This is a genomic window from Methylococcales bacterium, assembly GCA_030949405.1.
Taxonomy (GTDB): domain Bacteria; phylum Pseudomonadota; class Gammaproteobacteria; order Methylococcales; family Methylomonadaceae; genus WTBX01.
This window is the reverse complement of sequence record JAUZSN010000002.1, coordinates 68,864-80,787: the sequence shown is the minus strand read 5'-3', so window position 1 is coordinate 80,787 and position 11,924 is coordinate 68,864. Positions and strand designations below refer to the sequence as shown.

The following is an 11,924-nucleotide window of genomic DNA, read 5'->3' as shown; positions in this document are numbered from 1 at the left end:
GTATTGTGAAGACCGTTAAACAGGGTAAGTGACGGCGGGTGAAAAACTTGCAACGCTTGCTCAGTCACTCTGTAAGTGGTCGCCTGCTTGCTGTCAGGCGAGTGACAGAAAATCTAGGCAAGAAAACCACAGGTGTGTAATTTAATTAACACTTGTATCTTAGATTCCAGTGTCAATTTAGTTAAAAAAATGGCACTATCCAATGACGGTTGGATGAGAAGTAGAGACACTGTAATTATTCTTGATTAGAAAATCGTGGGTCAGATTAGTGCCTACCTCTCTTTAATAACGCCTTCAAATGCGAACAGTATCTGACCCCTTTATTGCTTTATTTGTTTTTAACTACAAAATATTATTATTTAATTATTTATCAATTGGTTAAATTAATATTACTGTATTGACATGGCTTATGCTAATTAAGTTTTAAAGTAACTTGATTAGAAAAATTATTTTATGAATGCCTTACTGACAAAAATTACTCAATGGGCTGAAAATACCCCGAATAAAATAGCCGTTATTGGAAGTGACTACCAAAGCTTTAATCATCGCAGGCTGGGTAGATCGATAGTGAAACCCAGCAGATATTCGCAAAAATCTGGGTTTCCACGCAAAAACTCATTACCTATGTATATGATAAATTATTGATTTATTCCAATAATAGAGGCTGTATAACATGTTGATGATGGGGCTACCAACTTAAGACGGGACAAAATAAAGAACTAACTGCGATATTCTTGTATCATAGGTTAATGACTAAAAAAACAGAACAACACAGAAAATACGCGCAGCTAGTCACGCAATTATCGCTGAAATTACAACAACAGGCAAGCAAACTGTTCGTAACTTAGCTTCAATTGTTGGTCGCTCAAAAAGCAGTGTGCATCGTCATCGTCAAGCGCAAACAAAGCGAAATCGACATCCTGAATCATCATTATGGGAAACCGAGGCAGGTAGTTCTTGGCAAAGATTAATGGTGTTTTCCGCCTTGTATGTCTTTGGATTAAAGGCAGGCGTAGGTGCAGAGACTTTATCGCTGTTTTTTAAAATGATACGGATTGACACCCATGTGGGCGTATCACCCGACGCACTGCGGACTCAAATCAATAAAATGGAAGTCTTATTGCCGCAGTTTCAGCAAGAATGCGAAAAAGTGTGAAAAAACAAACACGTAAAGTTGTTGCTGGGCTGGATGAGACTTTTTCGGCAACTTTATGATTTTAGTTTTAATGGACTTACGTTCTGGCTATCTTTTGTTGGAAGATATTAGCGATGATAGGTGCTACGATACTTGGTATAAAAAGGTTTCGCCACGATTAGAATCATTAGGCATTGAGGTTAATCATGCGATTAGTGATCGCGCTAAGGCGTTGATAAAAATGGCAGTGACGGGGTTTAAGTGCGAATCGGGGGCAGATATTTTTCATGCTCAACAAGATATGAGTCGCTGGTTAGGCGCGAAAATCGGCAGGCGTGCAGCAAGGGCTGAAAAACAGCGGCAAGCAGCGCAAACCGCAGAGTCTACTGTTTCTAAAACGGCAACGATGCAGAAAATTATTGGACTTAAAACAACACGGATAACGGCTGAAAAAGAGCTTGAAGAAGCCAAAAAAATACAAACAGATTATCACGAAAACTTACAAGGGATTGCGGATGAAGTTCATCCTTTTTCACTCAATGATAGTCGTAGAAACGATGCGGAACAGGTTGAGAAGTTGCTAGAGTTAAGAGCGCGAGCCTTTGAAAAATAGCGGAAAAACAAGGGATTAACGATCATAAAGGCGTGATGAAAAAGTTTCGTAATCAAATAAAACCGTTAGCGGTATCCATCAGTTTTTGGTGGCTTTGGGTACGCGAAACCTTGCAAAATTTGGGGCTTGATGCGGATACCGAATATTGGTTGACCACAACATTATTACCCGTTGTTTATTGGCATCAGAAAATGGAACAAACTAAAAGCCGCAGGTCAAAGGAAAACTATCGAAAAGCTTGGGAAACCGCGTCTGATAAGCTCAAATCAGACCCATTTAGTGCAAAGTTATCAATCAGTGAAATGCAGCGATGGCTAACATTGGCGGAGCATATGGCAAGGCAGTTTCAACGCAGTTCATCTGCGGTGGAAGGGCGAAATGGCTGTTTATCGCAAATGTATCGCAATGGGCGAGGTTTGAATAAAAAGCGATTAAACGCGTTGACGGTCATTCATAACTACGGAATCAAACGTGAGGATGGCACAACCGCCGCCATGCGTTTATTTGATACCGAGTTTCCAGACTTGTTTTCATGGCTACTGAATGAAATGGGCGAGTTACCGCTTCCTAGAAATAGTCGAAAGCGTGTGTTTTCTAACCCTTTGAAATTGCTGGATGTCCCGTCTTAAATTGGTAGCCGATGATGGTATTGATAAAGAATAAAGATGACAAGGTTTTACCAAAACCGCTTCCCTGAATATTATCGGGAAATTCGCCTAATTCTTACCTACATTCAAAATAAGGCTAAAATATAAATTGGCAAAGGTATTGCTCAGTTGGTATATTAGACTTGTTCTTTAAGAAGAAGTTAATATATCATGTTAAAATTCCATAGGATAGCCGCTAAAAAAGAAAATAAATCTTTTACACCTTCTTTTTTATTTCTAAACTTGTCAACTAGACATCTATATCTTTTCATTCCACCGATTACATGCTCAACAATGACTCTTTCACGACTCATCTCTTTGTTTTCTTTTTTTTGTTTTTCAGTTAATGTTGGGTTTGGATTATGCTTAGATTTATTTGGTTTTTTATGAGGAATATTTACCGAATTAGTTTTATATTCATTATTAAACCCCAAATAACCTAAATCAATAAATATATTAAAATTACTAAACCAATTTAATTCTGGATTAAATTCTTTTTTAAACATTCCATAATCATGATTTTTACCTGGAAAACTAACCCCAATATATAAAATTAAATGACCTAAAGAAGCTATAGTGGTATTTTTAATTGTATGCTGTTTTTTTTACCACTGTAAAATTCATTTTGTTCTTCATAGTCACTATGGCGTTGTACAGCACGCTCTGTAGCATCTATTATCAATGTTTGAACTCCGCCAAAAGCCTGCTGCATTTCTTCAGGGGTTGAAAAACTTGTTGCAGGTAAAACATTAAATATATCTAACGTCTTTATTAAAATTGGAAATAATTTGTATACATGAGTATGAGCGCATGATTTATTCATATTAAAAGAAAACCCTAAGTGATCGAAAGTAGAATAACACTTCATATAATTTAATATAAATAATAATTTGTCTGCGGGTGTTTTTAATGTGCTATCTAAACCACTACCGTATTTTCTTTCTTTATTTTCATGTTTTTCTTTTTGATCTTCAATAAGGGTCTTTTCAAATAGAGATAATAGTAAAATAAAATGTTCTGTTTTTAATCCTGTTAAAGCTCTTAACTGTCTATCATCATAAATTCTTGGTAAAATTTCTTTTATTTTCATGTTATACTTTGATTTTTATTTTTTATAGAAATTTATTATAAAGCTTATTTATTATTTTTAATAATTTAATTTAAAGTTTATTTATTAGGCTGTATCAACTGATTGTGAATGTTATCAAGTATATATAAGCAATTGATTTTAATATATTTTATTTAGAAGAACAAGTCTATTAGTGTATTCTTATTGTAAACCTACATTCCGCATCTATAATTTTAAAATTAGGTATTTTATAATACAGACCACACAAAGCTAACATTTCAAGGAAAATACCATCGCTGTCCATATCGAAACGGGTTCAATGCAAGCACCAGCATTTTACAGAAGTCAGAACTTAGACCATCTTGGCTTGGTCGCCGCGCTTTATGATGAGTTAGGTATTGGTACGCTCATTGATACCCTGATCCCTCAAGACCTTGAACAACGCCACGTTTCAGTCGGGCAGGCGGTGAAGGCTATGGTGATTAATGGCTTAGGCTTTACCCAAAGCCCGTTGTATCTAACCCCGAATTTTTTTGACGATAAACCTGTTGAACGGTTGATTGCATCCAATATTCAAGCCGAACAGCTCAATGATACAACGCTCGGTCGAGCAATGGATGCTATTTTTAAACACGGCGTGAGTGAACTCTTTGCTCAAATCTCGATGAAAACCGTAAAAATATTGGATTTGGAATGCCGTATAACTCACGTCGATACCACTAGTTTTCATACCGATGGCGTTCACAATAGCAACGATGAACCCAAAGACGGCGTGGTTCATATTACCAAAGGCTATAGCCGCGATCATCGTCCTGATTTAAACCAGATTGGATTGCAATTGATTTGTGAACATCAAGCAGGCATCCCGCTGCTGATGGAGCCTCTCAACGGTAATACAATTGATAAAGACAGTTTTCATGAACTCATCAAAAATCATATCGGGCAATTAAAAACAGATGTCGGGCTTGAATATCTGATTGCTGACAGTGCGCTATATACCGCGAAAAACCTAAAGGAAATGATTGATTGCTTATGGATTAGTCGCGTTCCTGGGACTATCAATTTAAGCAATGAGATTATTGACGCTATCATTCCTGAATTAATGCAAACTCCCGATGAAAAAGGCGTTAGAAGCCTTTGCTGTCGCTATGCGGAGGTAAATCAACGCTGGATTGTGATCTATTCGCCCGAATCAAGAAACCGTGCGACCAAAACTATCAACAAGCAATGGCTCAAACAAACCACTGCGTTAAACAAAAGCTATCAAAAACTATGTACTCAAAATTTTAGTTGCCTAGAAGATGCGACAAAAGCTTTAGAAAAATTCAAAGAAAAAGAAACACTTATCGAGGTTATTTCTGAACCTGTTGCCAAAATCGCTCGTTATAAAAGTTCAGGTCGTCCCAAAAAAGACCAGCAACCAGACTATTATGATTATCAAATTCGCGGTTCAATCATGACCTTGCTAGAGCCGCGCCAAAAGCGGATTCAACGTAAAAGTTGCTATATTTTAGCGACCAACCAGCTAGATAGCGAGCAATTATCCGATGCCGAAGTTATTGATTTGTATAAAAGCCAGCAAAAAGTAGAGCGCGGTTTCAGGTTTATGAAAGACCCGTTATTTATGGCATCAAGTTTATTCTTGAAATCACCCAAGCGAATGATGGTTTTAATGATACTCATGACTCTCTGCCTGTTGCTATACGCGGCATTGGAGTACCGAATTCGTCAATCTCTCCAGCAAGCGAAAAAAACGTTTCCGAATCAAAAAGGGCATGAAATCAGTAAGCCAACTGCCCGCTGGGTATTTCAGTTTTTTAGAGGTATTCATGTCTTGTTATTTCCAGACTCTCAAGCCCTTGTTTTAAATATGAATTCTTACCATATTTTGTTGTTAAGCCTGTTGGGTGAAAAATATGAGAAATTATATTCAGGAAGCGGCTAATTTGGGGTGCGGAATGTAGGGTAAGTATTTTAGTGAAAAATACCCTTATTTTTAATAATCAAAGAGGTTTAATATGAACAAAATGAGCGATGAAGAACGAAAAAAAATCCTTGAAAGTCCCCCTGCAGGTACTTGGATACTAATGTTAAGCGTTGGCGGTGGCATGGTTGTCACTTGGTTATTTCTTTATTACGGGGTATTTCTATCTCGTGGCATGATTAATTAAGGTGAGCTATGCATATTGATCCTTTAGAAAAAAAATGGGTCTTGATTTCCCTCGGTATGTCGGCTTTATTTGTTTCTATTATTATAATAGATGCTTTATTTCATAGCGTGAATGCTCCCAGTAATGTAGAAACGATTGATTCTCGTAAAATTCATTTAAGTAAAGAGTTTGCTGAAGATAATTTAGGGGTACAAGTGGCTGATAATGGGGATATTACCGTGCGAATGGTGGCCGGTCGCTATGCTTTCTTTCCTAAAAAAATTATCTTACCCGCAGAAACGAAAATAACCTTTCGCTGGGTGAGTATGGATGTTTTACATGGCGTGCATATGCCGATGACTAATATGAGCACCATGATTGTTCCTGGCTATGTCGCACAAGTAGAAAGCTCTTTCCCTCGCCCCGGCGAATACCCAATGCTATGTAATGAATATTGTGGATTGGGGCATGACCACATGTGGAGTAAAGCTTTTGTGATTGATAAAGAAGAGTGGGAAGCAAAGAGAGCTAAAGAAAGTGCTGCGCTAAACACCACAGCGATAGCAAAAGAGGAAAGTAATAATGAATAATACCACAGCAAAAAATCTAGCCCTTAGCCATATGTGGGTAGCTTTTACAGCCTTTATTGTTGCCTGTTTCATGGGGCAATTTCAAGTTTTAGAACGTAGTGGGCTGTTTGAATCGCTGACTTCTATTAGTTTGTATTTTACTTCTGTTAGTACGCATGGCGTATTGATGGCTTATGTATTAACCACCTTTTTTATTATGGGGTTTGGTTACTACACTGCCAGTGATTCCTTAAAAATACCGATTTGGAACCCTAAATTAGCTTGGTCTGGTTTCGTTATCGCAATATTAGGTGTTGTTATTGCAGCCGTTCCGCTGCTCAGTGGATTAGCTTCTGTACTTTATACTTTTTATCCCCCTGTTACCGCACATGTTGCTTTTTATATAGGGGTAACTTTATTAGTGGTTGGCTCATGGGTTTGGTGTGGCATCATGATTGTGATGTTTTACCAGTGGAAAAAATCTAATCCAGGTAAAGTCGTTCCTTTAGCCATGTTTGCGACTACTGCCAATGCGCTTTTATGGTTATGGACAAGTGTTGGCGTTGCTGCAGAAGTTTTATTTCAGTTAATTCCAGTTGCTTTAGGATTAATGGATACGCTTGATCCGGGTTTAGCGAGAACCTTATTTGCTTGGACTTTACATCCCATTGTTTATTTTTGGTTAATTCCTGCTTATACTGCTTTTTATGTGTTTGTTCCTAAACAAGCGGGCGGATATTTATTCAGTGATGAAGCGGCACGGATGGCATTAATTGTCTTAGTGGTGTTTTCGTTACCGATTGGAATGCATCATTTATATATGGATCCTGAACATGCGTCAGGCTGGAAACTATTACACGGTGTCGGTACTTTTATTGTTGCCTTACCTACTTTAGTCACAGGCTTCACTGTCATTGCTTCTTTAGAAATTGCTGGGCGTTTACGCGGCGGTAAAGGCTTATTTGGCTGGATTGGAAGTTTACCGTGGAGCAATCCGATGACATTAGGGGTTATCCTGTCGTTATTGATGCTGATATTGGGTGGTTTTGGTGGGATTGTAAATGCTAGCTATGCGATGAATGCGATGATCCATAATACTGCATGGGTACCAGGACATTTTCATCTGATCTTTGCAGGTACTACTGTTATTATGTATTTTACAATTGCCTATTATTTATGGCCATTTTTATGCAAGAAACCGTTAGTCTCTAATTCATTAGCTTTAGTACAGCTTTGGACTTGGTTTATTGGTATGAGTATTATGACGACACCTTGGCATGTTCTCGGTTTATTAGGTCAGCCTAGACGTATTTCTAGTGTGCAATACAATAATGTACTCACAATGACGTGGGAACCATACGAGATATTGATGATTTTAGGCGGCTTAGTTTTATTAAGTTCAGCTTGTTTGTTTTTTTACATCTTAGTAAAAACCCAATTTGGCGCAACGACAGAAGTTTTTGTTGGCGAAGTGGAATATGCAGAACCTTTACATGAAGTAAAAGAGCTGCCTGAGTATTTGAATGACTTTAGATTGTGGAATAAAGTGATTGCCGTCTTAATGTTCATTAGCTTTGGTGTACCCATTTTACAATTCTTTTTTATGGACACTTACGGTTCAAGCACGTGGGGATATTAAATATGAAACGTATACTATCTTTAATTTTATTTATAGCACCTGCTTTTGTTTTAGCGGAACCTGCTTCTAATATGGTTTGGATGCCAGAAACACTTAATTTCGTTAAAGACGGAGATGTGAAAAAAGGCGAGCAACTCGCTGAATCTTGTATAGGGTGTCATGGTGAAAAAGGCATTAGTCCAATGGGTATGTTTCCTTCTTTGGCAGGGCAAACAGCTAATTATACTTATAAGCAATTGCGTGATTATGCAGAGGGAAAACGTGAAAACTCGATGATGTCTTCTATTGCTGCTGGTCTTAGTGAAAAAGACAGCGCGGATTTAGCGGCTTGGTTTCAATCTTTACCTGCTGCACAAAACCAACCCTCACAAGTTGATATTAGCAAAGCAATTAGTTTAGTAAAGAAAGGGAATGGTAAAAAAATATTACCGCCTTGTTTTGTCTGTCATGGTTCTGAGGGTGAAGGTCAAAAAATGGACACCCCTGCTCTTGCAGGTCAGCAAGCTGATTACACTGAAGCGACACTATTAGCGTATAAAAATGGCACACGTCATAATGATCTGTATAGTCGTATGCGAGTGATTTCTAAACAGTTAAGTGATGTTGAAATCAAACAGTTGGCTGAGTATTATCAACAATTAAGATAAGGAACGGGCATGAATTAACTTAGGCAAGTCCAGATTAAAAGACAGTAAAATGAGGCAATGAAAATTTGTGATAAAAACAAATATTATGGCATAAAGAAAGAAATGTACTGCTATTTTTTCCTCCATAAGCAGGAAAATAATAGCTCTTTTCGGCATCTTTCATTTCCCAGTTGACACTTTACATAAAAAACTTCAATTGTAGAGAGTGCCTCCATAGAACAAAAGCGTTATAGTGTAAACGACAAATATCTTACATATCTCACATAACTCTCTATGAAGGCACAGCATCATGATAACAGAAAACCAGATTAACGAATTTTTCCCCCCCTGTAGCTCCTAAATTTATTCGCCGTCACGATTTAACCCTTGAAGTACGAACAATGGTATCTACTTTAAATCTCAGGGTAAAGATAAAATTTCTAAAATAGATTTGACAACATATCATAAAAGAACGAACATTTACATACTTTGAATATCCACGACCGACAGGCTGAAACTAACGCCATTTATCAAGCAATCGCTCAAATGGAAAGTAGCGAAGCGCAGGATATTGTCAAAAAAATATTCAATCTTATTGAACGCTTAGCCAGTGATAAATTGTCTTTAGAAACTGAATTACAGCAACTTCGTGACGAGGTTAATCGCTTGAAAGGTGAGCAGGGAAAGCCTGATATCAAACCCAATAAAAATAATAAGGGTGATGATATTTCATCCGAAGACGAACGTAAAAAAGCACAAGTTGACGCGCAAAAAGAAACTAATAACGACACTGAAAATACGGACTCGGATAAGAAAAAACGCCGCCGTAAACCCAAGATCCCACGAGTTAAAATCGACCAAACGCTAAAATGCCTACTCGACAAAACTGGCTTGCCTAGCGACTTAGTATCTAAAGGCTTTTTCGTAGCTTAATTCCCATGCTTAAGTCTCAGGAAAAAAGCGAGCTTTATCGCAGCGGTATTCTCAACAGTGATACGGTCATATTGATGATACCAGTGCGCGAGTCCACGGTGATAACCACTATTGTCAGGTGGTCTGCAATGACTTGTTTACCGCTTATTTCACCACCAAACACAAAAACCGTTTATCGGTTCTGGACGTGCTGACCGATTATGCGCCACGCCATTATATCTACAATCAACAAGCTCAATCCTTGCTTGACGAGTTCAAGTTAGCTGATAAAGCGCGGGTAAAAGTTGATGCTCAAATACCTGTTAATACAGTGATGAATCAAGAAGACAAGCGCGTGCGCGAGACATAAGCTTCCAGACTCGAAATGAGAAAGGCACGAAAATCAAAGACAGTTTTATGAGTCTTGCTGAAACGGCTAAAAAACTAGCCGTGAGTTTTTATGATTATGTTTATGACCGAGTTAGTGGTGAATTCAAAATGCCGTCTATGGCGAATCTTATCGCTCAAAAAGCGCAAAGTTTGCAGGTCTGATATTTGTTTTACCCTGAAATTTAAAGTAGATACCATTATAGCCTGTATAAATAAGACCTCTTTTTATAATTTTATTTTTATAATTTCAGTTAAAATACAGTTTTATTATTATCATTCACCCCTCATGCGTATTTACTCACTCCCGCCTCAACTTATTAATCAAATTGCCGCAGGTGAAGTGGTCGAACGTCCCGCTTCCATTGTTAAAGAGCTTATTGAAAATTGTTTTGATGCAGGCGCAAGCCAAATTTCAATAGCCATTGAACAAGGGGGAACACGCTTAATTAAAATTCATGACAATGGCTGTGGCATTGAACATAATGACTTAACACTGGCTTTATCTCGCTATGCAACCAGTAAAATTCGTTCACTTGATGAATTAGAGCGAGTAACCAGTATGGGGTTTCGAGGCGAAGCCTTATCAAGCATTAGTTCCGTTGCCAGACTTTCTTTAACCTCAAAAGCCATTGATGCTAACGAGGCATGGTGTATTTTCAGTGATGGCTCAGAAACTGTTTTTGAGATTCAACCCGCAGCTCATCCCCAAGGAACAACCGTTGAGGTTAATGATTTATTTTATAATACCCCCGCAAGACGCAAATTTTTAAAAACTGAAAAAACAGAATTTTCACATATTGAAAATTTAATTAAAAAAATGGCCTTAAGTCGTTTTGATATTGCGTTTAAATTGACTCATAACCAACGTGAAATCATAAACTTAAACGTTGCAGATACCGATGAATACCAGCAACAACGTATTGCGAGTATTTGCGGAAAAGAATTTATGAAAAATGCGTTAAAAATAGATTTTTCGGCATCAGGTTTGCACTTATCAGGCTGGGTCGGCTTACCTACCTTTTCGCGTAGTCAACAAGATATGCAGTATTTTTATGTTAATCAACGTTTAATTAAAGACCGTTTAATTTCTCATGCGGTTAAAAAAGCCTATCAAGATGTCATGTTTCAGGGCCGCCATCCTGTCTTTATCTTATATTTAACGTTGGAGTCTACTTTAGTTGATGTCAATGCCCACCCCGCTAAACTTGAAGTTCGATTTAGAGAAGGCCGTTTGGTGCATGATTTTTTATTTCGAGCTTTGTATCGAAGTATTGCAGAACAAAGGCCGACTACAACTGAAACTAGTTCAGAGGCTAATTTACCTTTAAACTATCAACAAACAGCCCCTTCCCATCAACCTCAACTATCTTCAGTTAAGCCTCAGTCTTATTCATCGACAGCTCAATCTTTAGTGCCATTAACAATTAAAGAAGGCCGTCAAACGTATGAGATTAGTTCACAAACAAATAGATATGACAATAAACCTAGCGACAATAATACCCTTCCCCCTCTAGGGTATGCTGTTGCGCATCTTCATAGTATTTATATCGTATCGGAAACGCAGGAGGGGATTATTTTAGTCGATGCCCATGCTGCTCACGAACGGATCACTTATGAGCGTTTAAAAACACAGTACGCCCAAAGTAATATTATTAGCCAGCCTTTATTATTACCGATCAAAATCTTAGTCACCCTAAAAGAAGCGGATTTAGCTGAACAACAGCATCTTATATTTGACAGTTTAGGTTTTGAAATTAATCGTATCACCCCTGAAACCTTATTATTGCGTTCTATTCCTATTTTATTGGCAAAAGCGGATACTGAAAAATTAATTCGTGATGTTTTAGCCGATATTATTGAATATGGCCGTAGTGAACGAATTGAAGAACGTTGTAATGAAATTTTAGCCACAATGGCCTGTCATAGTTCAGTTAGAGCAAAACGCCGTTTAACCGTTGATGAGATGAATGCGCTTTTACGCGAAATGGAACAGACTGAGCGTATTGGCCAGTGTAATCATGGGCGACCTACTTGGATAAATTTAAGTCATACCGAATTAGATAAGTTTTTCTTACGCGGTCAATAATCCCCCTACTCTAAACATGTAGAAATACGAATTTATAAGATGACTACGTAGAGTCGAGCTAGCTCTCTCTACGCAGTGTACGTTTAGA

Annotated in this window: 15 protein-coding genes; 13 read left to right on the top strand and 2 right to left on the bottom strand. The window is 37.8% G+C overall.

Translation table 11 applies throughout. From position 1 onward, the window contains the following. The first annotated feature begins 38 nt into the window (after positions 1-38). The 4 genes from Q9M50_00455 to Q9M50_00440 all read left to right on the top strand — a co-directional run bounded on the left by Q9M50_00455 (position 39) and on the right by Q9M50_00440 (position 2,377). Positions 39-140 carry a reverse transcriptase N-terminal domain-containing protein gene (locus tag Q9M50_00455; protein MDQ7089110.1) on the top strand — a complete coding sequence of 34 codons (102 nt, stop codon included), beginning with the start codon at positions 39-41 and terminating at the stop codon, positions 138-140. A gap of 737 nt (positions 141-877) precedes the next feature. Further along, positions 878-1,156, top strand: coding sequence for a hypothetical protein (locus Q9M50_00450; GenBank protein MDQ7089109.1), 279 nt, complete (start codon positions 878-880; stop codon positions 1,154-1,156). 55 nt (positions 1,157-1,211) lie between these two features. Beyond that, on the top strand, positions 1,212-1,748 hold the full coding sequence (locus tag Q9M50_00445) for a hypothetical protein (protein MDQ7089108.1): 537 nt from the start codon (positions 1,212-1,214) through the stop codon (positions 1,746-1,748). A 35-nt stretch (positions 1,749-1,783) separates the two neighbouring features. Continuing rightward, entirely contained in the window at positions 1,784-2,377 is a 594-nt protein-coding gene (locus tag Q9M50_00440; protein ID MDQ7089107.1) for a DUF6399 domain-containing protein, read from the top strand. A 179-nt stretch (positions 2,378-2,556) separates the two neighbouring features. On the opposite strand, the gene Q9M50_00435 is transcribed toward Q9M50_00440, so the two are convergent. Then, positions 2,557-2,940: a transposase family protein gene (locus Q9M50_00435; protein MDQ7089106.1), complete on the bottom strand. Its 384-nt coding sequence runs from the start codon at positions 2,938-2,940 to the stop codon at positions 2,557-2,559. Positions 2,941-2,966: 26 nt separating this feature from the next. Then, positions 2,967-3,485: a transposase family protein gene (locus Q9M50_00430; GenBank protein ID MDQ7089105.1), complete on the bottom strand. Its 519-nt coding sequence runs from the start codon at positions 3,483-3,485 to the stop codon at positions 2,967-2,969. A 298-nt stretch (positions 3,486-3,783) separates the two neighbouring features. On the opposite strand from Q9M50_00430, the gene Q9M50_00425 reads away from it, so the two are divergent. From Q9M50_00425 to mutL, 9 genes are all read left to right on the top strand, one after another. Further along, complete coding sequence (locus tag Q9M50_00425) at positions 3,784-5,409, top strand: IS1634 family transposase (protein ID MDQ7089104.1); 1,626 nt, start codon at positions 3,784-3,786, stop codon at positions 5,407-5,409. A 73-nt stretch (positions 5,410-5,482) separates the two neighbouring features. Further along, entirely contained in the window at positions 5,483-5,635 is a 153-nt protein-coding gene (locus Q9M50_00420) for a hypothetical protein (GenBank protein MDQ7089103.1), read from the top strand. 8 nt (positions 5,636-5,643) lie between these two features. After that, positions 5,644-6,204, top strand: coding sequence for a cytochrome C oxidase subunit II (locus tag Q9M50_00415; GenBank protein ID MDQ7089102.1), 561 nt, complete (start codon positions 5,644-5,646; stop codon positions 6,202-6,204). Beyond that, a complete protein-coding gene (locus Q9M50_00410) occupies positions 6,197-7,822 on the top strand; it encodes a b(o/a)3-type cytochrome-c oxidase subunit 1 (GenBank protein MDQ7089101.1) in 1,626 nt (541 codons plus the stop codon). The genes Q9M50_00415 and Q9M50_00410 overlap by 8 nt, the downstream gene beginning before the upstream one ends. Positions 7,823-7,824: 2 nt before the next feature. Beyond that, positions 7,825-8,469: a c-type cytochrome gene (locus tag Q9M50_00405; GenBank protein ID MDQ7089100.1), complete on the top strand. Its 645-nt coding sequence runs from the start codon at positions 7,825-7,827 to the stop codon at positions 8,467-8,469. A gap of 468 nt (positions 8,470-8,937) precedes the next feature. Continuing rightward, on the top strand, positions 8,938-9,381 hold the full coding sequence (locus Q9M50_00400) for a hypothetical protein (GenBank protein ID MDQ7089099.1): 444 nt from the start codon (positions 8,938-8,940) through the stop codon (positions 9,379-9,381). A 118-nt stretch (positions 9,382-9,499) separates the two neighbouring features. Continuing rightward, a complete protein-coding gene (locus Q9M50_00395; GenBank protein ID MDQ7089098.1) occupies positions 9,500-9,730 on the top strand; it encodes a hypothetical protein in 231 nt (76 codons plus the stop codon). A gap of 47 nt (positions 9,731-9,777) precedes the next feature. Then, positions 9,778-9,912 carry a hypothetical protein gene (locus Q9M50_00390; protein ID MDQ7089097.1) on the top strand — a complete coding sequence of 45 codons (135 nt, stop codon included), beginning with the start codon at positions 9,778-9,780 and terminating at the stop codon, positions 9,910-9,912. A gap of 124 nt (positions 9,913-10,036) precedes the next feature. Beyond that, positions 10,037-11,836, top strand: coding sequence for a DNA mismatch repair endonuclease MutL (gene mutL / locus Q9M50_00385; GenBank protein MDQ7089096.1), 1,800 nt, complete (start codon positions 10,037-10,039; stop codon positions 11,834-11,836). Positions 11,837-11,924: the final 88 nt, after the last annotated feature.